The sequence below is a fragment of the Bacteroidales bacterium genome, from assembly GCA_031276035.1.
GTDB lineage: Bacteria > Bacteroidota > Bacteroidia > Bacteroidales > BM520 > RGIG7150.
On record JAISNV010000001.1, the window covers coordinates 126,303 to 151,214 of the forward strand.

The following is a 24,912-nucleotide window of genomic DNA, read 5'->3' on the forward strand; positions in this document are numbered from 1 at the left end:
AAAGAAACTAAAAGGACAGGAAATAATAAAATTTTCAGGATTTACATGCCTGTATTTACATGCTTAATAAATGAACAATAATAGGAGTCAATAATTGTTTACCAATCTTGTTTATTCATTCCTTTTTCAACTAATAATACCGTAACGACCAGAATATTGCTTCCAATTGCATCATAAAAGTGCGTTTTTCTTTATTCGGAGCATAGATAAATCCATCGAGAGTTAAGATTTTATTATTAACTTCATCTACAATGGTATAATTTAGAAATGTGCCGCCCATAACATCATTATGTGCATCCCATGCACCGCGCACTTCCGTAGCGTATTTACCATTGAAATCAACACTTTTGGTAGTTAACGGGAATATATCCGAAACTTTGGCATAAGAATCAACTAAACTTGCAGGTATATTTTCCTGAGTAATCATATTCCTTTTTAATTTAATATACGATTCTGTCAGTTGAGCCTCACTAACATAATCTTCAACATATATTAAAATATTTGTACTGGTTTTCGAAGTTTCACTTCTCAGCCACATAAAGTCTTGCAAATCTTTAGCAACATAAAATCCGGTTGTTATATTCATAGTATAACCAAACTTTTCTCCAACCTGTTTAATAATAGGCTTATTCAATGCCGTTTCAAAATATCTATTAAGTTTGTCTCGCTCTATTTCAGTATATTTTTCAAGCATATACTCTTTATATTCGTTAAAAATCGCATTAAAAGATTCAATATCAGGAGCTATTATTTTAAAAATTCTTTGAGGAGTAGCCCAGATAGTATCGCGAGTTTCAATTTTAGGAGTTCTTCCCTGTTCAATTTCAATAATAAGCATACTCTTGAAACGCCTGAACATTTCATTATTATCTAATTGTTCTTGTGTTATCTGCGGCGTTGTATATAATGGCTCCGTCATAAACATAGTAGAATCCGGCTGATTAAAAAAACTCCTTACCGTTTCTCCTGCTTCACCTTTCCAAATTTCTGTAGGGGCAACAATCAATAATTCATAAGTTACTCCTGTAGATCCCTGTAAAGCAGTTACTTTTTCATAATCGCAAGAATTAAATAATAATGCGATAAATATCAATAAAAATGAATACTTTCTCATATATAATAAATTTACTTTTGCAAAGATAAAAAATTCTCAATTCCTAATTCTTAATTCTCAATTAATTTCCTATCTTTGCAAAAATTTTCTCAAATGGCTAAAGAGGTTAATATTTTTGCCGGTCGCTTTACTGAAAATCTTGGCAGACAAATTGCTGAAAAGTATGGCACCACTCTTGGTAATGTAATTTTTGATGTTTTTTCCGATGGAGAATTTAAACCTTCTTTCGAGCAAAATATCAGAGGACATTCTGTTTACATCGTACAATCTACTTTTCCGCCTGCCGATAATTTAATGGAATTGCTAATGCTTATTGATGCCGCCCGTCGTGCCTCTGCAAAACAAATAATAGCAATCATTCCTTATTTCGGTTATGCGCGTCAAGACAGAAAAGATCAGCCAAGAGTTCCTATTACAGCAAAGTTAATTGCTAATATACTTGCTGCATCCGGTGTTGACCGACTTGTTACTTTAGACCTTCATGCCGACCAGATTCAAGGTTTCTTTGACATTCCTGTAGACCATTTATACGCTTCGTCGGTTTTTGTTCCGATTATTAAGAATCTCGGACTTGATGATATAACTTTTGCATCGCCTGATGCCGGCGGAACCAAAAGAGCGGCTTCTTATGCAAAAGCTTTCGGTACCGATTTCGTTATGTGCTACAAACAAAGATCCAAACCTAATGAGATTGAGAAAATGGCTCTCATTGGAAATGTAAAAAATAGAAATGTTTTACTTTTGGATGATATGATTGATACCGGCGGTACAATAACTCGTGCTGCCAAACTAATCAAAAGTAAAGGTGCGAAAAGTGTTATGGCATTTGCTACACACGCAGTATTATCCGGTAATGCATATAAAACCATTGAGAGTTCTGTTTTCGATAAAGTTTATCTTACCGATTCTATTCCTTTAAAGAAAGAGTCTCCGAAAATAGAAATTGTATCTACTGCGGATTTATTTGCAGAAGTTATTGATAAAATTCAGAAATGTGAATCAGTAAGTTCACTATTTCAATTTTAATATATTATTAATTTAAAAATTATTCAAAATGAAAAGTATCTCATTGAGCGGTTCTTCAAGAAAGAACGTAGGGAAAAAAGATGCAAAAAAAGTTAGAAACGAAGGTATGGTTCCTGCTGTTATTTACGGTGGAAATGAACAACACCACGTTCTTCTTTCAGAAAAAGAATTTTCTAAAGTTCTTTTCACCCCCGAAACTTATGTTATTAATGTTAATGTAGACGGTAAAACAGTACAAACAATCCTTCAAGATGTTCAATATCATCCGGTAAGTGATAAGACTTTACATGCCGATCTTTATGAGATTAATGAAACTAAACCTTTTACTGTTTCCTTACCTATTAAACTAACCGGTACTTCTAAGGGAGTTTTAAGAGGAGGTAAGCTACAACAAAGAATGCGTAAAGTTCGGGTTAACGGATTATTGCACAATTTACCCGATTATATAGAAGTAGACATTACTAATGTTGATGCGGGTTCTCCTATCAGAATTGAAGATATTAAATACGACAATCTTACTTTTATTGATTCGAAACGTAATGTTGTTGTGGATCTTAAATCTTCACGTACAATGGCTGATGAAGAAGGTGCAGAAGGAGCTGAAGAATAATATCTTCATTCTTTTATAAAAAATTGCTTAATATTTAATAAATAAGTTACAAATGACAAATTTTGTAGGACTTTAAAATCTTGCAACTTGTCGTTTGTAACTTATTTTTTTAAAAATTATCAATTAGCAACTAATAATCTGTTCATTTGCTCATTTACAGTAGCAATAAACTCGCTGTAAGTTTTTGGATTATATCTATTATGATAAAATAGTAACATTCCGGCCACACAATAATTCAATTGTTTCTTTATTATTTCAGCAGATTCGGAAGAATATATTTTATTCTTAATACAATAATCAAATTCGTCTTTACACAAATTATTCAGCGAATTATATATTAAATCACAGATATCTTCTTTGTTTACGATATTTCCCATACGTTCTAAAAAGAATAATTCGTATGCTCCCGGATATTCAAGAAAATATTTTATATATAAAATTGATATATCCCTAATTTTGTCTTTCCCATGCAAAGAATTATCAGCACGTTCCAATACAAATTCATTACATTCGTCAACAAAAACCTTTACACTTTCAAAAATCAATTCATTTAGATCTTTGAAATAATTGTATAAACTTGCAAAAGAATAACCGGCATTATCGGCTACACTTCTGACATTAACACTTCTTAATCCTTCCGTTTTCAATAAATTAACTGCAGAGTCGATAAAATATTTTCTTACTCTTTGTTCTTGAATTTCTTTTCTTTTCATTTTAATTATGTTTATTATTTTTAATCTTGCAAAGATACTAAACTTTGTTCAATTACGCAAGTAAAAAATTATTTTTTATTATACAATATTTTTTATTTATATTTGCGTTAATAAATTTAGATAGTGCTTAAATGTTATTCGCAAAATTGAAAACCAATAATTAATTATTAATCATTGAAATATTTAAGTCAATTCTATATTCAAAATTTCATAATTAATAATTATAAATTATACAGATGTTTAAATATAAAGTTTTAATATCATTCTTAATTTTAAATATATCTACATCACTTTTTTCTCAAAACTTAACTCAAATAGACCATATTCAAGAATTTGATGATAATTTGTTTCTTGCAACTACTGAAATACCTTTCGATAGCATTTATTATAAATCAACGGATAATATTCTTATTGAAAAGATTGTATTAGACACTATAGACAGTAAAGATAAGTTTATTAAAATCATTCTTTACGATGATTATTCCTGGGATTATCTTAATTTAAACAAACCTGCTGTTTCCGAAGATGTTTTGCTGAATTATTGGGATACGCAGAAGATTCACTCATACAAAGAACTGTCTTTAAAGTTGTTACCCGATACTATTTACCTTGCACTTGTTGATTCTACCAGCGGGTTTTGTGCGCCTTATATAACAAAAGTAGGTTCTCCGTATTGTTTCAGAGGTAAACGCGAACATAATGGTGTGGATTTATCATTAAAAATCGGCGATACTATCAGAGCTACTTTCGACGGTGTTGTAAGAGTTGCCATGACCTCCAAATCTACCGGTGGTTATGGTAATCTGGTGGTAATCAGACACACTAACGGATTGGAAACTTATTACGGACATATGTCGAAAATTCTTGTTGATACGGCAGAATATGTAAAAGCAGGAGAAGTTATTGGTCTGGGCGGAAGTTCCGGCAGAAGCACCGGTGCTCACCTCCATTTTGAGACGCGTTATTGCGGACAATCTTTCGATCCTCAAAGAATAATTGATTTCGAATCCGGAACACTTAAATCGGATTCTATCGAATTAAAGAAACATTATTTCAGCATATATTCAAACCACAAACAAACCGATGCACAATCGCTTGCCGCATCTAAACGTATTACTCATACTATTAAATCTGGCGACACACTCAGCGGATTAGCTTCGAAATACGGAACTACAATCGACAAAATATGTAAGCTGAATAATATTTCCAAAACAACAACACTTAGAATCGGAAATAAATTGGTGGTAAGATAAGATAGAAATCTGAAAATCCGGAGTTATTGATGATATAATATTATTCTCTATTTTTAATTATCTAAAAGAGCAGCACAAATATATATGCCAAATAACTAACCATCAGCAATCCTCCTCCTACTCTACCTAATCGTCCTTTTTGCAGGAAATCTTTTTTATTGTATTTCAGCATCAGCAATAAGAGCAATAATGCCGTTCCGCACATCCATAATAAATCAATATCAAAACTTCCTTTAATAAATTTTATAGGTTGAATTGTTGCCGACAAACCTATTATACAGAAAACATTAAAGATGTTTGAACCTACGATATTTCCGATTGCAATATCAGATTGTTTTCGAACAGCAGCAATTATCGATGTTACTAATTCCGGTAAACTTGTCCCGAATGCGACAATTGTAATTCCGATAATTCGCTCACTTACACCCAGATCCGATGCAATTACCGTAGCTCCATCAATTAATAAATCGGCACCGGTAGCCAATCCCGCACAAGAAATTATAATAAACATAACAGAAAGCCAGATGGGATATTCTTTCGTACTTTCAACCTCTTGGTTTTCTCCATTCTTTGCTGTTAATACCTGAATACAAATAAAAACAATTAATAAAATAAATCCTATTATTCCTTCAAATCTGCTTATTAATCCGTCTATTGCGGCTAAAAGCAACAACAATGAAGCCAACATCATTATAGGCCAATCTATTCTCAATGTATTCCGTGTTACAGTTAAGGGGAAGATTATAGCTGTAAGTCCCAGAATAAATGCGACATTTGCAATGTTTGAACCAATTACGTTACCCATAGCTATTTCGGAACTACCTATCAAAGCAGCTTTTAAGCTGACGATAAATTCGGGTGCCGAAGTTCCGAAGGCAACAACCGTCATTCCGATGACTAAGGAAGAAATTCTTAATCTTGAAGCAATAGAAGCTCCACCTTTTACTAAAAATTCGCCTCCGGCAAGTAACAGTATCAATCCGCCGATTAATTTTAAATATTCCATCTCTATTTAAACAAAAAAGAGAGTTGTTTTAACTCTCTTTTATCTTATTTTACATTTCATCAAGCAACTCTTCAGGGATTTCCATATTATGGAAAACATTTACAACATCATCGTCATCTTCCAGAACATCTACCAGTTTTAATACTGATCTCGCTTCATCAATACTAACTTTTTCAGTATTGTTAGGAATTCTTACAACTTCGGCGCTGGTAGGTTCAATATTCAATTCTTCCAACTTTGACATCATATTTCCGAAATCTTCAAAACTTGTAGTAATAGTTACAACACCGTCTTCAACATCATAATCCTCAGCTCCGGCATCAATCATTTCAAGTTCAAACTCTTCATTAACATCTACAGCATTAAGCGTAAAAATAGCTTTTCTGTCGAATAGAAAAGCTAATGAACCGTTTTTGCCTAAGCTACCGTTATACTTGTTGAATGCTGCCCTAACGTTAGCAATAGTTCTTTGAAGATTATCCGTGGTACATTCAACAAAGACCGCTATTCCATGCGGAGCATATCCTTCATAGGATACCTCCGTAAAATTAGCGGAATCTTTGTCTTTACCTTTATTAATTGCTCTCTGGATATTATCCTTCGGCATACTAACACCTTTAGCGTTGGCAATTGCCATTCTTAAACGCGGATTACCGTCGGGATCATAGCCACCTTCTTTAACGGCTACCGTAATTTCCTTAATAATTTTTGAAAACATTTTGGAGCGTTTCGCATCGTTAGCTCCTTTTTTTCTCTTGATTGTTGACCATTTATTATGACCGGACATACATCTATTTTTTAAAAATTATTCATTTATCTTAATTCAAAATATGTTTGGCCTATCTCAAACTCTTCGGTAAAAAGATTAATATAATATAAACCTTCCGGCAAAGACTCGGACATATCCAGTTTTTGCCAATCCAAACAAATATTGCTCAAAGTTTCACCAGTATATTTCAAAGTTGATTTTACAGTATATTGTAAAACATTGCCTCTGTATTCAAAAGAATAAATATCACCGGTATCATCAGTAATAATAGTACCGTCAGGCATTGCGATACGAGCATAAACATTTATATTATCTCCTTCAATAAGAGGATTCTCCATTACGGAAAAACACATTCTGATGAGATTAGTACGTTTCGCCTTATCGGTTTTACGTTCTCTGCTTCCTGTTGTATGAAAACACTCGGCATTGATATCGAAAGCTTTAACTGCAGAAGCAAGATTTATTTTTCTTGATAATTCTTCTTTTTCTTTAGCTAACTCTACATTCTTTTTCCTTTCGACTTGAATGTCTTTTTTAATTTGAGTATTTTCTTTTACCAACTCAGCATTAACTGTATATAAAGAATCCATTTGAACTACGTACGACTTAGAAATTTCCTGCAATTGTGTTACTTTTTTACGAATCTTATAATATTCCCATTCAAAGTTTAATAATCGCTTGATTTCTTTAGCCTCAGCATTAATAATACTATCTTTTTCTTCAAGTTGTTTAGCCAATTCACCGTAACTGATTTTTATTTCCTCATGCTGATACATTAAAGAATCTAATTCCATCAGCAATTCCTGGCGTTGATATTCTTTCTCTCCAACTAAACGTTCATATTTACTTTTTGTTGATGAGAAGATAATAATTAAGACAACTATTGCTATAAGTAAAACAGCTAAAACAATATAAATAATTGGTTTAATTGATTTTTTATTACTATTAACTGATTCTGCCATAACCTTAAGATTTAATTATTATGCTTGACCTGCCGGGCCGTTGAAAGGAATCGTAAACTGATCTTTACCGTCGTTTTCAGCAACTTTACCATGCTTAGCTTCAAATTTCTGCATATTATCTTGCAATGCACGCATTAATCTTTTAGCATGTTGAGGAGTGAGGATAATTCTTGATTTAACCTTCGCTTTCGGAACTCCGGGCATCATCTTAACAAAATCGATGATAAATTCGGAGTTAGAATGAGTGATGACAGCAAGATTGGAATAAATTCCCTCTGCTATTTCATCACTTAATTCTATATTTACTCTATTTTCAGGATTCTCATTCATAGAAAATATTTTTATTGTGAAATTGTTATTTCATTTCTATTATCGCTAACCTCACTATCATAAGCTTTTTCAAGTTCAGACAGAGTATCTTTAGATGTAACAATGAGTTTGCTATATCTGCGCAAACCTGTTCCGGCAGGTATTTTACCACCTACAATAACATTTTCTTTCAAACCTAACAAGTAATCGCTTTTTGCCCTAATAGATGCATCCGTTAATACTTTTGTAGTTTCTTGGAAAGAAGCCGCAGAAATCCAACTGTTTGTTTGAAGCGATGCTCTGGTAATACCTTGTAATATTTGTTTTGCGGTTGCAGGTTTGGCAATACGCGATTGCATTGCTTTTTTATCTCGGCGTTTCAATAAAGAATTTTCTTCTCTGAAATCACGTGCGCTGATAATCTGACCGACTTTATATTTTTCTGAATCGCCGGCGTCTTCAATAACTTGTTTTCCGTAAATCCAATCGTTTTCTTCATTGAAATCAATACGATTTATCAAGTCACCTTCTAAGAATTTTGTATCGCCCGGATCCTCAACTTCAACCTTACGCATCATTTGTCTTACAATAACTTCAAAATGTTTATCATTAATTTTTACACTTTGCAAACGATAAACTTCCTGAATTTCATTAACTATATACTCTTGCACTTTCATCGGACCTTTAATAGCCAGAATATCTGCAGGAGTCATAGCGCCTTCGGATAAAGGTGTACCGGCTTTTACATAATCGTTTTCCTGAGCAAGAATTTGTTTAGTTGTAGGAATCAAATATTTTTTAACTTCACCTGTTTTTGATGTGATAATTACCTCTCTATTACCGCGTTTCGGTTTTTTAGAGAATGTAACAATACCGTCAATTTCCGAAACAACTGCAGGTTCCGATGGATTTCTTGCTTCAAATAATTCGGTTACTCGAGGAAGACCTCCGGTGATATCACCTGATTTACCCAAAACTCTCGGAATCTTAACAAGAATATCACCGGCTTTAATTTTAGTATTATCTTCAACGGTAATACGAGCGCCAACCGGTAAATCGAAACTTTTAATTAAGGAACCGTCAGGACTTAAAATGTTAATAATCGGAGCTTTTAGTTTTTGTTTACTTTCGATAATAACTCTATCGGTAAATCCTGTTTGTTCGTCGGTTTCGGAACGATATGTAACACCTTCGATTACAGATTCGAAACTAACCTTACCGGCAACGTCGGAGATAATGCTTGCATTATAAGCATCCCATTCACAAATTAAATCGCCTTTTTTAATAGTTTGTCCCGATTTTACATAGAGTTTAGAACCGTAAGGAATATAAGCAGATGTTAGAACTATACCGGTATTTTGATTAACGATTTTCATTTCGGCTGAACGGCCGATAACGACATCATATTTGCTTTTATCTTTTGCTTCGTAAGGAACGTATCTTAATTCTTCTATTTCTAAAAGACCGTCGTATTTGGCAATAATTGATGACTCGCTACCTATATTACTTGCGGTACCCCCAACGTGGAAAGTACGCAGAGTAAGCTGAGTACCGGGTTCACCGATGGATTGTGCAGCAATAACGCCGACAGCTTCACCAATTTGAACCATTTTTGAAGTTGATAAGTTACGTCCGTAACATTTCGCACAAACACCACGTTTAGATTCGCATGTTAGTACCGAACGGATTTCGACACCTTCAATACCGGATTCCTCAATTTGCAATGCAGCTTCATCATTAATTTCTTGACCTGCCTTAATAATAATTTCTCCCGAATGAGGATGATAAACATCGTGCAAGGTAACTCTACCTATTATTCTATCGGAAAGTCTCTCTATAATATTTTCATTTTTCTTAAGAGCAGTGATAGTCAGTCCGCGCAAAGTACCGCAATCGTCTTCCGCAATAATTGCATCTTGAGCAACATCAACCAAACGACGGGTAAGGTAACCGGCATCAGCTGTTTTCAAAGCGGTATCGGCAAGACCCTTACGCGCACCGTGAGTAGAGATAAAGTATTCAAGAACCGACAAACCTTCTTTAAAGTTGGATAAAATCGGATTTTCAATAATTTCACCTCCTGATGCTGTAGATTTTTGTGGTTTCTGCATAAGACCTCTCAATCCGGAAAGCTGACGAATCTGATCTTTAGATCCACGAGCACCGGATTCAATCATCATCCATACAGGATTAAAACCTTGTCTATCAGAAGAAATAGTTTTAACCAAATCATCAGTAATTTTGGTAGTTACATTACCCCAAACATCAATAACTTTATTATATCTTTCATTATTGGTAATCCAACCATTATTATACTCATCCCAAATATTATCAACTTCTTCATTAGCTTTAGCAATAATTACTGCTTTACTTGCAGGAATAATAACATCACTGAGATTGAAAGACAAACCTCCTTCGAAAGCCATTTTATAACCAAGATGTTTAATATCATCTAAGAATTGAGCTGTTCTTGATGTTCCGGTTTTCTTCAAAATTTCACCGATGATATCTCTTAAATGCTTTTTAGTTAAAAGAGCATTGATAAAAGGATAATTTTCAGGTACAACCTGATTGAACAATACTCGTCCGACAGTAGTTGTTATACGCTCTTCTTTCTTGGTTTCGAAATTTTTGATTCTTACCTGAATACGTGCATGAAGAGCGACTCTTTTTTCATTATAAGCGATAATAACTTCTTCCGGAGAATAGAAAACATGATTTTCTCCCAAAACTTTTTCCTCAGATGTACTAAGTTTTTCTTTAGTCATATAATACAATCCGAGAACCATATCTTGCGACGGTACAGTAATAGGAGCACCATTTGCCGGATTAAGAATATTGTGAGACGCTAACATAAGAAGTTGAGCTTCTAAAATTGCAGCATTACCCAATGGCACGTGAACCGCCATCTGATCTCCGTCAAAATCGGCATTGAATGCGGTACATGCAAGCGGGTGCAATTGAATTGCCTTACCTTCAATAAGTTTCGGTTGAAATGCCTGAATCCCCAAACGGTGCAAAGTAGGTGCACGGTTTAGTAGAACAGGATGACCTTTAAGAATATTTTCAAGGATATCCCAAACAACCGGTTCTTTTCTATCAACAATTTTTTTAGCTGATTTTACAGTTTTTACAATACCTCTTTCAATAAGTTTTCTTATGATGAATGGTTTATATAATTCGGATGCCATTTCTTTTGGTAATCCGCATTCACTTAATTTAAGTTCAGGACCGACAACGATAACCGAACGACCGGAATAGTCGACACGTTTACCGAGAAGGTTTTGACGGAAACGTCCTTGTTTACCTTTCAAGCTGTCGCTTAAAGATTTAAGAGCGTTATTTGCTTCAGTACGAACAGTTGAAGATTTTCTTGAATTATCTAATAGAGAATCTACAGCTTCTTGTAACATACGTTTCTCATTACGCATAATTACATCAGGAGCTTTAATTTCAACTAATCTTTTAAGACGATTATTACGAATAATAACTCTTCTGTACAAATCATTCAAGTCGGAAGTAGCAAATCTACCGCCATCCAAAGGTACTAACGGGCGAAGTTCCGGAGGAATAACAGGCACAACTTTAATTATCATCCATTCCGGTCTATTAACTTTCTTGGAATTAGCTTCTCTGAAGGCTTCAAAAACATGAAGACGTTTCAGTGCCTCAGCTTTTCTTTGTTGTGAAGTTTCAGTATTTGCAGCATGGCGAAGTCTGTAAGACTCTTTATCCAAGTCAAGCATGCGGAGAAGATCATAGATTGCTTCCGCACCCATTTTTGCTACGAATTTATCCGGATTTTCATCTTCAAGGTATTGATTTTCTGCAGGAAGATTTTTTACTATATTATAATATTCTTCTTCTGTCAGAAAATCCATAAATTTACTGCCGTTTACATCTTCATTAGCAACAACACCCGGATTAATTACAACATATTTTTCATAATAAATTATGCTGTCTAATTTTTTAGTTTGTAATCCGAGTAATGCCCCTATTTTATTAGGTATTGAACGAAAATACCAAATATGTGCTACCGGGACTTCGAGTTGGATATGTCCCATTCTATCGCGGCGAACTTTCTTTTCAGCAACTTCAACACCGCAACGGTCACATACAATACCTTTATATCTTATTCTTTTATATTTTCCACAATGACATTCCCAATCTTTAACCGGACCGAAAATCCTCTCACAGAATAAACCGTCTTGTTCGGGTTTATATGTTCTGTAATTAATTGTTTCCGGTTTAAGCACTTCGCCGTAAGAACGTTCGAGTATAGATTCGGGTGATGCTAAACTTATGGTTATTGATTTGAAATCATTAACAAGTTGTGTTTCACTTTTGTAAGCCATTTATAATGTTGTTTTAAGTGATTCTATATTTATTAATCAAATGATATATCTAATCCTAGACATCTCAGTTCATGAACAAGGACGTTAAAAGATTCCGGTAATCCCGGTTTCGGCATTACATCACCTTTTACAATAGCTTCATAAGCCTTTGCCCTGCCTTGTACGTCGTCGGATTTAACAGTAAGAATTTCCTGAAGAATATTAGATGCTCCGAAAGCTTCTAAAGCCCAAACTTCCATTTCTCCAAAACGTTGTCCTCCGAATTGAGCTTTACCGCCGAGAGGTTGTTGTGTAATCATTGAGTAAGGACCAATTGAACGGGCATGCATCTTATCATCAACCATATGATGAAGCTTAATCATATAAATATAACCGACAGTAGCGGGCTGGTCAAACCGTTCACCTGTTCCGCCGTCATACAAATATACTTTTCCGTTTTCCGGCAAATTCGCTTCCTTCATTAATGTATTTACTTCATCCAAAGAAGCACCGTCAAAAATAGGAGTAGCAAATTTTAATCCTAACTCATGGCCTGCCCAACCGAGAACAGTTTCATAAATCTGTCCCAAATTCATACGAGAAGGCACACCCAAAGGATTAAGAACAATATCAACCGGTGTTCCATCTTCCAAAAACGGCATATCTTCTTCTCTAACAATTTTAGAAACAATACCTTTATTACCGTGACGTCCAGCCATTTTATCACCTACTCTCAATTTACGTTTCTTAGCAACATAAACTTTAGCAAGTTGAACTATATCGCTTGGTAATTCATCTCCAACAGAAGCAACAAATTTCTCACGGTTATATCTACCGAGAATTTCTTTATATTTCTGATTGTAATTATTTATTAATTCTTTAACAAGTTCATTTTTATTTTCATCGCTCGTCCATCTGTTAGGATTAACATTAGTATAATCAACAGACGACAAGTTTTTCAAATTGAACTTGGTTTTTCTTGGAATTATTTCTTCTTTATAATGATTGTAAATGCCTTGCGATGTTTTTCCGTTAACAATTGTCGACATTTTATCAACCATTACATTATGAAGTGCTTTTACCTCTTTATTAAAACCAACGTCTAAAGTATCAAGAATTTCTTTTTCTTTAGTACGTGTTTTACGATTTTTAATAGCTTTAGAGAAAAGTTTCTTATCTATTACTACGCCTTTCATAGAAGGTGGTGCCTTAAGAGATGCATCTTTAACATCACCTGCTTTATCACCGAATATGGCTCTTAACAGTTTTTCTTCAGGAGTAGGATCGCTTTCTCCCTTAGGAGTAATCTTACCTATTAATATATCACCTTCAACAATTTCAGCACCTATTCTGATAAGACCGTTTTCATCAAGATCTTTAATAGCTTCTGCACTAACATTAGGAATATCATTAGTTAATTCCTCAATACCTCTTTTGGTATCACGAACTTCAAGAGTAAATTCTTCAATATGTACTGACGTGAAAATATCTTCTTTCAATACTTTCTCCGAAATAACTATAGCATCCTCAAAATTATAACCTTTCCAAGGCATGAATGCAACTTTAAGATTCCTTCCCAAAGCAAGTTCACCTTGTTGAGTAGCATAACCTTCGCAAAGTGCCTGTCCTTTAACAACTTTCTCGCCTTTCTTAACAATCGGGCGCAAGTTTATTGAAGTACTTTGATTTGTACGTTGGAATTTAGTGAGATTATATGATTTAATAGGACTATTGAAAGAAATCAGATTTTCTGTTTCGTTACGATCATATTCAATAGTAATAGATTTAGCATCGACATAAGTAACTACACCGCTTCCTTCAGCACTAAACAGTACTCTTGAATCTGTTGCAACGGCTTTTTCTATACCTGTACCTACAATGGGCGATTCAGGATTCAATAAAGGAACCGCTTGACGCATCATGTTCGATCCCATCAAAGCACGGTTAGCATCATCATGTTCAAGAAAAGGAATTAATGAAGCTGCTATAGAGGCAATTTGATTTGGAGCAACGTCAATCAAGTCTACCTGCTCTTTTGAAACAATAGGATAATCAGCTTGATGACGGGCTTTAATTCTATTTTCAAGAATATTACCTTTATTATCGATTTTGGTTTGTGCTTGCGCTATGATTTTTTCTTCTTCTTCTTCAACACTCATGTATTTAATATCTTGTTCAATACAAACTCTACCGTCAACAACAGGAAGGTAGGGTGTTTCAATAAATCCTAATCTATTAATACGAGCATAAACACAAAGAGAAGAAATCAATCCGATATTCGGACCTTCGGGAGTTTCAATAGTACAAAGACGACCATAGTGAGTATAGTGAACGTCACGCACTTCGAAGCCCGCATGCTCGCGGGTAAGACCGCCCGGACCTAAAGCCGAGATTCTTCTTTTGTGAGTAAGTTCAGATAACGGATTTGTTTGATCCATAAATTGAGACAATTGATTAGTCCCAAAGAATGAGTTAATTACAGACGATAAAGTTTTCGCATTTATAAGTTCCGAAGGAGTGAACACTTCATTATCGCGAACATTCATACGTTCTTTAATAGTGCGTGTCATTCTTAACAAACCTACAGCAAATTGGTTGAATAATTGTTCTCCAACAGTTCTGATACGACGATTACTCAAGTGATCAATATCATCAACATCAGCTTTAGAGTTAATAAGTTCAATTAAATATTTGATAATTGATATAATATCTTTTTTGGTAAGAATTCTAATATCCATTGGGATATCTAATTCTAATTTTTTATTGATTTTATATCTACCTACTTCACCGAGGTCGTATCTTTTATCTGAAAAGAAAAGTTTTTCAATTACGCTACGGGCTGTTTCTTCGTCAGGAGGCTCAGCATTACGTAATTGTCTATATATAAACTCAATAGCTTCTTTTTCGGAATTAGCCGTATCTTTTTGCAAAGTATTAAAGATTATTGAGTAATCAATAGCATCAGGTTGGTCTTTATGCAGAAGTATTGTTTTTACTCCGGCATCAAGAATTAAGTCGATATGTTCATTTTGTAAAACCGTCTCACGCTCGATGATAACATCGGTACGTTCGATAGAAACGACTTCTCCGGAATCTTCGTCAACAAAGTCTTGCACCCAAGGTCTAACAACACGGGCTGCTAATTTTCTACCAAGAACACGTTTCAATCCGGCTCTTGAAACTTTTACTTCTTCAGCGAGGTCAAAGATTTCAAGAATATCTTTATCGGTTTCGTAACCAATTGCTCTAAGCAAAGTTGTTACGGGTAATTTCTTTTTTCTATCAATATACGCATACATTACGTTATTGATATCGGTTGTGAATTCCATCCAAGAACCTTTGAACGGTATAATTCTCGCCGAATAAAGTTGTGTGCCATTAACGTGGTTGTGTGTTCCGAAGAATACGCCGGGTGAACGGTAAAGCTGCGAAACAACAATACGCTCTGCTCCATTGATACAAAACGTACCGCGTGGAGTCATATACGGAATCATTCCGAGATAAACATCTTGAACAATAGTTTCAAAATCTTCGTGTTCGGGGTCTGTGCAGTAAAGTTTCAATTTTGCCTTTAAAGGAACACTATAAGTTAATCCTCTTTCAAAACATTCTTCAATAGAGTATCTTGGGGGATCAACGTAGTAGTCGATAAATTCCAAAACAAAATTGTTTCTGGCGTCATTAATTGGAAAATTTTCTGCAAAAACCTTATAAAGTCCTTCATTTTGTCGGTTTTCCGGATTGCAATTCAGTTGAAAGAAATCCTGAAATGATTTTAGCTGAATATCAAGGAAGTCGGGATATTCAGCTTTAATTTTGGTTTTACCAAAATTAATTCTAGTTGATTTTTTGGTATCCAATTTTTTAATAGAATTAAGTTATAATAAATAATATAAATGAAGTAAAGAACAGATAAAACAAGAAATAGACGCATAGCAATCCCATACGGTTTTGCAACGTCTATTTCTTATGTAGATGTATAAAGTTTATTTAACTTCAATTTCAGCGCCGGCTTCAGTTAAAGATGCTCTCAAGTTTTCTGCTTCATCTTTAGGAATGCCTTCTTTTATTGCTGTAGGAGCGGAATCAACAAGAGCTTTAGCTTCTTTAAGTCCTAAACCTGTGAGTTCTTTTACTAATTTAACTACATCAAGTTTTTTATCTCCAGCGCTTTTAAGAATAACATCAAATTCTGTTTTTTCAACTACTGCTGCTGCGCCTTCACCGGCTGCTGGTGCTGCTACTGCTACTGCTGCTGCAGGTTCAATACCGTACTCATTTTTAAGAATCTCTGCAAGTTCATTAACCTCTTTTACGGTTAAATTTACTAACTGTTCTGCAAATGCTTTTAAGTCTGCCATTTTATTTATTTTTTAGTTTGATTTTTTGATAATTTAATTAAGATATTTTTTTATTCCGGTTTATTGGAAAGAGTTTCAAGGATACCGCTAATCTTATGTCCGCCGGATTGTAATGCTGAAATAACATTTCGAGCCGGAGATTGAAGTAAGAATATAATATCCCCAATAAGTTCGTTTTTAGATTTAATATCACTTAATACTTTAAGATTTTCATCTCCAATATAAATACTCTCCTGAACATAAGCACCCTTAAGAATAGGTTTATTTAAGTTTCTTCTTACTTCGCGGATAAGTTTTGCTGGAAGATTACTTGTACTAGCAAACATAAGAGCAGTATGACCTTTGAGTACTGTTGTCAATTCTCCGAAGTCAACTGTTGATTGTTCCATCGCTTTTCTCAACAAGGCATTTTTTACAACCATAAGTTGTACTTCTTGTTGAAAACAAATACGACGTAAGTTACTAGTATCAGATGCATTAAGTTCACCGATATCTGCTAAATAGATAACACTGTTAGTATTGAGCATTTCGGTGAGTTCAGCGATAAAAGCACTTTTATTTTCTTTTTTCATTTCTCACTAAATTTTTAATACTACATTGTTATACTTTTAATATCTATTTTTACACCGGGACTCATAGTGCTGGAAACATAAACGCTTTTCATATATGTTCCTTTAGCAGCTGTAGGTTTTAATTTTATTATCGTGGTTAAAACCTCACGAGCATTGTCAATAAGTTTTTCTCTATCGAAAGATACCTTACCTATTGCCGTATGAATAATACCGTATTTGTCAACTTTAAAGTCGATTTTACCGGCTTTAACTTCATCTACAGCCTTGCCGACATCCATTGTTACCGTTCCTGTTTTAGGATTCGGCATCAATCCGCGAGGACCTAATATACGGCCTAAAGGGCCAATTTTAGGCATCACGCTCGGCATGGTAATTACTACATCAACATCAGTCCAACCTTCTTTAATTTTTTGGATGTATTCATCAAGTCCAACATAGTCAGCACCTGCTGCTCTTGCTTCATCCTCTTTTTCGGGAGTACATAAAACCAATACTCTTTTAACTTTTCCTGTTCCGTGAGGTAATGTAACAGTACCTCTAACCATTTGGTTAGCTTTACGAGGGTCAACACCCAATCTTACATCAACATCAACGGAAGCATCAAACTTAGTATAAGTAATATTTTTTACTACGTCAAAAGCTTCACTTAAAGAATATGCCTTTTGTTGATCAAATTTCGAAAGAGCTTCTTGCTGTTTCTTTGATAATTTAGCCATTCTTGTTGTTTTTTAAAATTCGACTTTATTATTTGGCAAACGGGTTTTCCCCTTTTATTGTTACGCCCATACTACGAGCAGTACCAGCTACCATTCTCATGCTAGATTCAACTGTAAAAGAGTTCATATCTTGCATTTTGTCAGTTGCTATTTCTTTTACTTGATCCCAAGTTATACTACCAACTTTTTTTCTGTTGGGTTCAGCGGAACCTTTCTTAATCTTTGCAACTTCCAATACTTGAACGGCTACGGGAGAAGTCTTAACTATAAAAGAAAAGGATTTGTCTTTAAAAACGGTAATAACTACAGGTAATACCTTACCGGCTTTATCTTGTGTTCTACCGTTGAATTGCTTGCAAAACTCCATAATGTTAACACCTCGAGCACCTAAAGCAGGTCCAATTGGTGGTGAAGGATTTGCAGCACCTCCTTTGATCTGTAATTTAATATAGCCACTAATTTCTTTTGCCATTTTAAATAATTTTTATTTGATTTAATTTATATTGTCGGAATTTAATTTAACAATATCCAAAACTCACTTATTCTTTAGATACTTGCATAAATCCTAATTCCAACGGTGTTTTTCTGCCAAAGATTTTTACCATAACTTTCAACTTCTTCTTTTCTTCGTTGATTTCTTCGATTACTCCGCTGAAGCTGTTGAATGGCCCATCCGTAACAGTTACCGTCTCGCCTACAATAAAAGGAATATTGATATCTTCTCCTTGCTCAGAGAGCTCGTCGACTTTACCTAATAGTCTATTTACTTCGGCAGGACGTAATGGTTGTGGTAGATCTTTTGTCCCCAGAAAACCCATAACATCGGGAATATTCTGAATATAACCGATGATTCTAGAATCGAGATAAGCTTCAATTAAAACATATCCGGGAAAATAATTTCTCTCCTTAATAATTTTTTTTCCGTTTCTTACCTGATATACTTTTTCCGTAGGAATAAGCACCTGAGTAATATGATCACGTAAATCTTCGCGGCGAGCAAGATCATTATCCAAATATTGTTTTACTCTTTTCTCTTTTCCGCTGATAGCCCTAACAACATACCAATTTTTTACAGGGTCGTTCATTGTCAAAAAGATTAAACTAAGTTATAAAACAGTTCTAATAATTTTTCAAAAGAAATATCCATCAAGAATACTGCAAGAGCAATAATCAGGGAAGCAATGGAAACAACTATTGCACTGTTTTGCAATTCTTGCCAAGTTGGCCATGATGTTTTATTTTTTAATTCATCATAACACTCGACAATATAACTAACCACTTTATTTTTCTTTGCCATTTTTCATTTGTTTTTGCACGGGTGGTAAGACTCGAACTCACAACCAATGGTTTTGGAGACCACTACTCTACCAATTGAGCTACACCCGTTTACCAAAAATATTGCAGAAGAAAGATATTCCGGATTATCCCGGAACATCTTTGACCACAATACTTAATTTATATAGATTATTAATCTAAAATTTCAATTACCTGACCAGCACCAACTGTTCTACCACCTTCACGGATAGCAAAACGTAAGTTCATGTTCAAAGCTATTTCACTGATTAACTCTACTTCTATTGTGAGGTTGTCACCTGGCATAACCATTTCAACTCCTTCAGGAAGTGTGATTTCTCCGGTTACGTCAGTAGTTCTGAAGTAGAATTGAGGACGATATTTATTATGGAATGGAGTATGACGTCCACCTTCTTCTTTCTTAAGAATATAAACTTGTCCTTTGAATTTTTTATGAGGTTTGATTGATCCCGGAGCTCCGATAACCATACCGCGACGGATTTCATCTTTATCTACACCTCTCAATAGTAAACCTGCATTATCACCTGCTTCACCACGGTCTAATATCTTACGGAACATTTCAACACCTGTAACAACAGATTTTAATTTTTCTGCTCCAAGACCAATGATATCAACTGGCTCACCGGTTTTGATAACACCTGATTCAATTCTTCCAGTTGCAACTGTACCACGACCTGTAATTGAAAATACGTCTTCAACAGGCATTAAAAATGGTTTGTCAATTTCTCTCGGAGGTAATGGAATCCAAGTATCGCAAGCATCTAATAATTCATGAATTTTTTCAACCCATTTAGGTTCTTTGTTCAAGCCACCTAATGCAGAACCTTGAATAACAGGAGTATTATCACCATCGAAACTATAGAAACTTAATAAGTCTCTGATTTCCATTTCAACTAATTCTAATAACTCTTCATCGTCAACTAAGTCAACTTTATTCATGAAAACAACTATTTTTGGCACACCAACTTGGCGAGCCAAAAGGATATGTTCGCGAGTTTGTGGCATAGGACCGTCTGTAGCCGCCACAACTAAGATAGCTCCATCCATTTGAGCCGCACCAGTTACCATGTTTTTAACGTAATCGGCGTGACCAGGACAGTCAACGTGTGCATAGTGTCTATTTTGTGTTTGATATTCAACATGAGCAGTATTAATAGTAATACCTCTCTCCTTTTCTTCAGGAGCCGCATCAATTGTATCAAATGATTTAAATTCAGCTAAACCACTATCTTGTAGTGTTAAAGTGATTGCTGCTGTTAATGTCGTTTTACCGTGGTCAACGTGACCAATCGTACCAATATTAACGTGTGGTTTAGTACGAACAAATGATTCTTTTGCCATTTTATTAATATTTAAGTTTTGTGGATTATTATTTTAATTTAATTTATTTTTTTTAACGAGCCATTGATGAGATTTGAACTCATGACCTCTTCCTTACCAAGGAAGTGCTCTACCCCTGAGCTACAATGGCTTTTGAGCGGGAGACGGGGATCGAACCCGCTACCTACAGCTTGGAAGGCTGTCGCTCTACCAGATGAGCTACTCCCGCTATCAAAAAAAAAGAATGAACCCGTCATTCTTTTGTGGGAGGAGGTGGATTCGAACCACCGTAGGCTTCGCCAACAGATTTACAGTCTGCCCCATTTGACCGCTCTGGTATCCTCCCGTGTTTACTCATTGGAGCCGATGGACGGACTCGAACCGCCGACCGGCTGATTACAAATCAGCTGCTCTACCAACTGAGCTACATCGGCAACATGTCAAACACAGTATTTTCTACAGTGCCTTTTTTCACTCAAAAAGGACTGCAAAGATATAGCATTTTTTTTAATTGTGCAATTTTTTTAGAAAAAATTTTATTTTTATTTTCCCGTTACTTTTTCTTTACGTTTAACTAATTGTCTCCTAATAGCTTCTATACAACCGTCTATCGCTTCTTCAAATGTATCACATTGCTTTTTAGCAAAAATATCCTCACCCGGAACTAAAAACTTGACTTCCGAGACCTTATTTTCTATCTTTTCTTTGGCATCTAATTTTAAAATTACTTCAGCTCCTAGTACTCGATCATACAAATTCGCCAACTTAGAAACTTTTTTCTCAATAAATTCTTCTAATTTTACGTCTGCTTTAAATCCAACAGCATTAATGTTAATCGTAATCATAATTTTAATTTTTTGGTTATACCTTTTATATATTATTAGAATTATAGATATTAAGCCCTCGGGTGAGTATGCTTATATACCTCTTTCATCTGTTCAATATTATTATGAGTATAAATCTGTGTTGCCGCCAAAGACGAATGTCCTAACAACTCTTTCACAGTATTTATATCGGCACCTTTGTTTATTAATAACGTTGCAAAAGTGTGTCGTAATATATGCGGGCTTCGTTTTATTTTAAAAGTAACCCGATTTAACTCTTTCTTAACAATTCTATAAATTAATTTGGAATATGGCTTATAACCCTTATTCGATAAAATAAAATAATCATTATTATTCATCATCCCGAAACGTTCTACTCTATATTGAAAATACTCTTCAATCTCAACCTTAATCATATCGGTTAAAGGTAAAATCCTTTCTTTACTTCTCTTTCCCATTACTTTAATCAATTTCGAACTTAAGTCAATATCCCCGACTTTCAAAGAAACTAATTCCGAACATCTGACTCCGGTTCCCACTAATATCATTATGACCATCCTGTCGCGTAAAGATTCAAAGTTTTTTTCATCACAATCAACGCTTCTGATCAAATCTTCCAGCTCTTTAAATGATATAAACTCAGGCAGATTCTTGTCTCTTTTTAAACTTAGAATGTCAACGGCAGGATTATTGGAAATTAATTTCTTTTTATAAGCAAATCGATAAAAAGATTTTACACATGATATTTTTCTGTTTATACTGGTCTTAATCATACCTGATTCTACCAGGCTAACAACCCATGATCTGAGCATATTATATGAAACTTTATCAATATGATCTATCTCATAATATTCATTAATATATATTCGAAAATCATTTATGTCTCTTTGATAAGCGATAATTGTATGCTCAGAGTACCTTTTTTCATATTTTAAGTATGAAACGAAATTTTCTATAGTATTGATAAACGATAATTTATCCATATAAAAATTATTCCGGTAAATTTTCGATAAAGATAATCAAAAATCTACCGGAATCCAAATTTTTTACGCTTAGTCTTTAATAAAAATTATAAATAATATAATTTTTATTAATTAAGCATTTTCTTGCATAGTTCTCAGATGCTGAACATAAGTTGCTTTGATTTTTTGCTCACGTTTTACAACGGATGGTTTTGTGAATTTTTGACGACTTCTCAATTCTTTCACAACTCCCATTTTTTCAAACTTTCTTTTCAGCTTCTTTAAGGCTTTGTCAATGCTTTCGCCTTCTTTTACTGGAACTATAATCATAATTAATACCTCTTTCGTTTTAAATTATTAATACTTAAAATTGGGATGCAAAGATATAAATATTTTTTGAATCAGATGGTTTTTAGAAAAATATTTTTGTATTCAACGACTTTGTTTCAAAAGTTCAAAGACATTACATAGAACAAAATTTATTTTTCATAAACTTATCGTTGAAATAATATCGCATCTAAAATTTTATTTACTTTTTACCTTCCGTTCTTCAACTTCTCATTCAAAAAATTCGTAACCATAGTATACAAATGCAATGAAGTATTTCCTCCTCTAATGCCGTGATTTCTGTTCGTGTAAAGCATATAATCGAAATGTTTATTCGCCTGGACTAACATTTCCGCAAATTCCACAGCATTTTGAACATGAACATTATCATCAGCGGTACCATGAATCAAGAGTAAGTTTCCTTGCAAATCTTTAGCATTGGTTATAGGAGAATTGTCATCATATCCGCTTGGATTTTCCTGTGGAGTACGCATATATCTTTCTGTATAAATATTATCGTAATATCTCCAATTTGTCACCGGTGCAATTGATACTCCTGCTTTGAATATTCCATCACCCTTTTCGAGACACAAAGCAACCATAAAGCCGCCGTAACTCCATCCCCAAATAGAAATATTATCTTCGTCAACATAAGATAAGGTGGTTAAATATTTTGCAGCTTCAATCTGGTCGTCAGATTCGTATTTGCCAAGTTGCAAATATGTACACTTTTTAAATTCTTCCCCTCTACCTCCTGTACCACGGGGGTCAACACAAACAATTAAATACCCTTGTTGACTCAAATAATTATACCAATCAAACGACCATTTATCAACTACCGAACGAGAATTGGGACCGCTATATTGAGTCATAACAACAGGATATTGTTTATATTCATTAAAATCAATAGGCTTTATCATATATCCATTTAACTCATCTCCGTTTGAAGTTGTAAATTTGAAAAACTCTTTAGTATTATATTCATATTCATTAACTTTAGCTAAATACTCTTTATTATCTTCAAGTACTCTAATCAATTTTCCCGTAGCTTCGTGCAACGTTATATAATAAGGTGTAGATGAATTTGAGAAATAATTAATATAGTATTTAAATCCTGTAGAAAAAACCGGAATATTAGTTCCGTCGCCTTTGGTTAATCGTGTACGTTTCTTACCATCTATTCTTATTGAATACAAGTTATTTTTTATAGGTGAGCCTTCGAATGAAGTATAATAAATAGTTTTATTTGCCGAATCATAGCCCAAATATTCTTCCACATCCCATTCACCTGCAGTAATTTGTTGCAGAACCTTAGTTTTGATATTATATTTATAGATATGCATATAACCGCTACATTCACTGGTTAAAATAATGTTTTCATCATCAATATAATCAACATTATCATAAACAGATTCATCAATATAATATTCGTTCTCTTCTGTATAAACCACTTCTGATTTTCCGGTGGTAGCGTCTGTAAATAATATTTCAAATTTATTTTGCAGTCTGTTCACTCTGAAAATACTTAAAATATTTTTCTTTGCCCATTTTATCCTTGGAATATATTGATCGGCTTCTTCTCCGACATCAGCTTTTACAGTTTTTTTCGCATCAATATTATAAATATACACTTCAACTAAAGAGTTATCTTCACCGGCTTTTGGATATTTAAATGTTGAATTATGCGGATAAAGAGCATATTCCTCGTAAGCCGGTTTTGCACCACGAAACATGGTCATATTAAACATTTTGACATCTGTTTCATCAAATCTCATGTAAGCTATATTTTTACTATCAGGAGACCAATCAAAAGCCTTATTAAACCCAAATTCTTCTTCATAAACCCAGTCGGGTGCTCCGTTAATAATATAATTGAATTTTCCATCGCCAGTAATTTGTGTTTCAACAAGAGTCTCACTATCAACAACAAAAAGATTATTTTCTCTAACAAAAGCAATTTTTTTACCATCGGGAGAAAAAGCTCCTAATTGCTGTCTTCCATTTTCAGAAAGTGGTTTTATCGTATTATTAGTTAAATCAACTACATAATAATCTGCAGTGTAAGACCTTCTATAAATATATTCCACATTAGTTGTAATTAGTATTTTCTTTTCATCACCACTAAACTCATAAGATTGAATAGAAAGGGTATTTTTATCCGAATTATTTATGTTGTATAAAGTATCCGTCACTTTTCCTGTAGCGTAAGAATATTTAACTATAAGTTTTTCTTGTTCCAAGGTAGTATAATATTTACCGTCATTCATTGAGTTAATCCCATAAACAGATTTTTGTCTGAATGTATAATTCTTAAAGAAATCTTCAAGAGTAAGTTGCTTCTGTCCTATCAATAAAATTGGGAGGCATAATAAAACGATTATAAGTGAATTTCTTTTCATATAATATTTATTTAAAATTTA

22 protein-coding genes and 5 tRNA genes are annotated in these 24,912 nt (G+C 34.1%); 3 read left to right on the forward strand and 24 right to left on the reverse strand.

What is annotated here, in order from left to right:
* Positions 1-130 precede the first annotated feature (130 nt).
* Positions 131-1,114, reverse strand: a complete 984-nt coding sequence (locus LBP67_00530; GenBank protein MDR2083472.1) for a DUF4837 family protein — start codon at positions 1,112-1,114, stop codon at positions 131-133.
* Between the two features lie 93 nt (positions 1,115-1,207).
* On the opposite strand from LBP67_00530, the gene LBP67_00535 reads away from it, so the two are divergent.
* Complete coding sequence (locus LBP67_00535; protein ID MDR2083473.1) at positions 1,208-2,140, forward strand: ribose-phosphate pyrophosphokinase; 933 nt, start codon at positions 1,208-1,210, stop codon at positions 2,138-2,140.
* Between the two features lie 28 nt (positions 2,141-2,168).
* Positions 2,169-2,750 carry a 50S ribosomal protein L25 gene (locus tag LBP67_00540; protein MDR2083474.1) on the forward strand — a complete coding sequence of 194 codons (582 nt, stop codon included), beginning with the start codon at positions 2,169-2,171 and terminating at the stop codon, positions 2,748-2,750.
* Between the two features lie 119 nt (positions 2,751-2,869).
* Here LBP67_00540 and LBP67_00545 read toward each other — a convergent pair whose 3' ends face one another.
* A complete protein-coding gene (locus LBP67_00545; protein MDR2083475.1) occupies positions 2,870-3,463 on the reverse strand; it encodes a TetR/AcrR family transcriptional regulator in 594 nt (197 codons plus the stop codon).
* Between the two features lie 236 nt (positions 3,464-3,699).
* Between LBP67_00545 and LBP67_00550 the strand changes: the two genes are divergently transcribed.
* The gene (locus tag LBP67_00550; protein MDR2083476.1) at positions 3,700-4,716 is read left to right on the forward strand and encodes a peptidoglycan DD-metalloendopeptidase family protein; all 1,017 of its coding nucleotides are present in this window, start codon (positions 3,700-3,702) and stop codon (positions 4,714-4,716) included.
* Positions 4,717-4,777: 61 nt separating this feature from the next.
* Here the strand turns inward: LBP67_00550 and LBP67_00555 are convergent, their stop codons facing one another.
* The 22 genes from LBP67_00555 to LBP67_00660 form a co-directional block, all read right to left on the reverse strand.
* On the reverse strand, positions 4,778-5,722 hold the full coding sequence (locus tag LBP67_00555) for a calcium/sodium antiporter (GenBank protein MDR2083477.1): 945 nt from the start codon (positions 5,720-5,722) through the stop codon (positions 4,778-4,780).
* Between the two features lie 49 nt (positions 5,723-5,771).
* Entirely contained in the window at positions 5,772-6,509 is a 738-nt protein-coding gene (locus LBP67_00560; protein ID MDR2083478.1) for a YebC/PmpR family DNA-binding transcriptional regulator, read from the reverse strand.
* A gap of 26 nt (positions 6,510-6,535) precedes the next feature.
* The gene (locus LBP67_00565; protein ID MDR2083479.1) at positions 6,536-7,453 is read right to left on the reverse strand and encodes a hypothetical protein; all 918 of its coding nucleotides are present in this window, start codon (positions 7,451-7,453) and stop codon (positions 6,536-6,538) included.
* Between the two features lie 18 nt (positions 7,454-7,471).
* Complete coding sequence (locus LBP67_00570; GenBank protein MDR2083480.1) at positions 7,472-7,783, reverse strand: DUF3467 domain-containing protein; 312 nt, start codon at positions 7,781-7,783, stop codon at positions 7,472-7,474.
* Positions 7,784-7,794: 11 nt separating this feature from the next.
* A complete protein-coding gene (gene rpoC / locus LBP67_00575; GenBank protein ID MDR2083481.1) occupies positions 7,795-12,117 on the reverse strand; it encodes a DNA-directed RNA polymerase subunit beta' in 4,323 nt (1,440 codons plus the stop codon).
* A 32-nt stretch (positions 12,118-12,149) separates the two neighbouring features.
* Positions 12,150-15,956 (reverse strand): DNA-directed RNA polymerase subunit beta, encoded by a 3,807-nt coding sequence (gene rpoB / locus LBP67_00580; GenBank protein MDR2083482.1) that lies wholly within the window; start codon positions 15,954-15,956, stop codon positions 12,150-12,152.
* A gap of 126 nt (positions 15,957-16,082) precedes the next feature.
* A complete protein-coding gene (gene rplL / locus LBP67_00585) occupies positions 16,083-16,457 on the reverse strand; it encodes a 50S ribosomal protein L7/L12 (GenBank protein MDR2083483.1) in 375 nt (124 codons plus the stop codon).
* A 50-nt stretch (positions 16,458-16,507) separates the two neighbouring features.
* Positions 16,508-17,029 carry a 50S ribosomal protein L10 gene (gene rplJ / locus LBP67_00590; protein MDR2083484.1) on the reverse strand — a complete coding sequence of 174 codons (522 nt, stop codon included), beginning with the start codon at positions 17,027-17,029 and terminating at the stop codon, positions 16,508-16,510.
* A gap of 20 nt (positions 17,030-17,049) precedes the next feature.
* The gene (gene rplA / locus LBP67_00595) at positions 17,050-17,745 is read right to left on the reverse strand and encodes a 50S ribosomal protein L1 (GenBank protein ID MDR2083485.1); all 696 of its coding nucleotides are present in this window, start codon (positions 17,743-17,745) and stop codon (positions 17,050-17,052) included.
* Between the two features lie 28 nt (positions 17,746-17,773).
* Entirely contained in the window at positions 17,774-18,217 is a 444-nt protein-coding gene (rplK, locus tag LBP67_00600) for a 50S ribosomal protein L11 (GenBank protein ID MDR2083486.1), read from the reverse strand.
* Positions 18,218-18,284: 67 nt separating this feature from the next.
* Positions 18,285-18,830, reverse strand: a complete 546-nt coding sequence (gene nusG, locus LBP67_00605) for a transcription termination/antitermination protein NusG (protein MDR2083487.1) — start codon at positions 18,828-18,830, stop codon at positions 18,285-18,287.
* 11 nt (positions 18,831-18,841) lie between these two features.
* Positions 18,842-19,042, reverse strand: a complete 201-nt coding sequence (gene secE / locus LBP67_00610) for a preprotein translocase subunit SecE (GenBank protein MDR2083488.1) — start codon at positions 19,040-19,042, stop codon at positions 18,842-18,844.
* A gap of 16 nt (positions 19,043-19,058) precedes the next feature.
* Positions 19,059-19,131, reverse strand: a tRNA-Trp gene (locus LBP67_00615).
* A gap of 81 nt (positions 19,132-19,212) precedes the next feature.
* Positions 19,213-20,400, reverse strand: a complete 1,188-nt coding sequence (tuf, locus tag LBP67_00620; GenBank protein ID MDR2083489.1) for an elongation factor Tu — start codon at positions 20,398-20,400, stop codon at positions 19,213-19,215.
* A 58-nt stretch (positions 20,401-20,458) separates the two neighbouring features.
* A tRNA-Thr gene (locus LBP67_00625) sits at positions 20,459-20,530 on the reverse strand.
* 5 nt (positions 20,531-20,535) lie between these two features.
* Positions 20,536-20,608 (reverse strand) — tRNA-Gly (locus LBP67_00630).
* A 35-nt stretch (positions 20,609-20,643) separates the two neighbouring features.
* Positions 20,644-20,725: transfer RNA gene (locus LBP67_00635), tRNA-Tyr, on the reverse strand.
* Positions 20,726-20,737: 12 nt separating this feature from the next.
* Positions 20,738-20,813: transfer RNA gene (locus tag LBP67_00640), tRNA-Thr, on the reverse strand.
* 108 nt (positions 20,814-20,921) lie between these two features.
* Positions 20,922-21,224, reverse strand: a complete 303-nt coding sequence (locus tag LBP67_00645) for an HPF/RaiA family ribosome-associated protein (GenBank protein MDR2083490.1) — start codon at positions 21,222-21,224, stop codon at positions 20,922-20,924.
* Between the two features lie 50 nt (positions 21,225-21,274).
* Positions 21,275-22,186, reverse strand: a complete 912-nt coding sequence (locus tag LBP67_00650) for a tyrosine-type recombinase/integrase (protein ID MDR2083491.1) — start codon at positions 22,184-22,186, stop codon at positions 21,275-21,277.
* A gap of 111 nt (positions 22,187-22,297) precedes the next feature.
* A complete protein-coding gene (rpsU, locus tag LBP67_00655) occupies positions 22,298-22,495 on the reverse strand; it encodes a 30S ribosomal protein S21 (GenBank protein ID MDR2083492.1) in 198 nt (65 codons plus the stop codon).
* 206 nt (positions 22,496-22,701) lie between these two features.
* Entirely contained in the window at positions 22,702-24,891 is a 2,190-nt protein-coding gene (locus tag LBP67_00660) for a S9 family peptidase (protein ID MDR2083493.1), read from the reverse strand.
* Between the last annotated feature and the right edge of the window lie 21 nt (positions 24,892-24,912).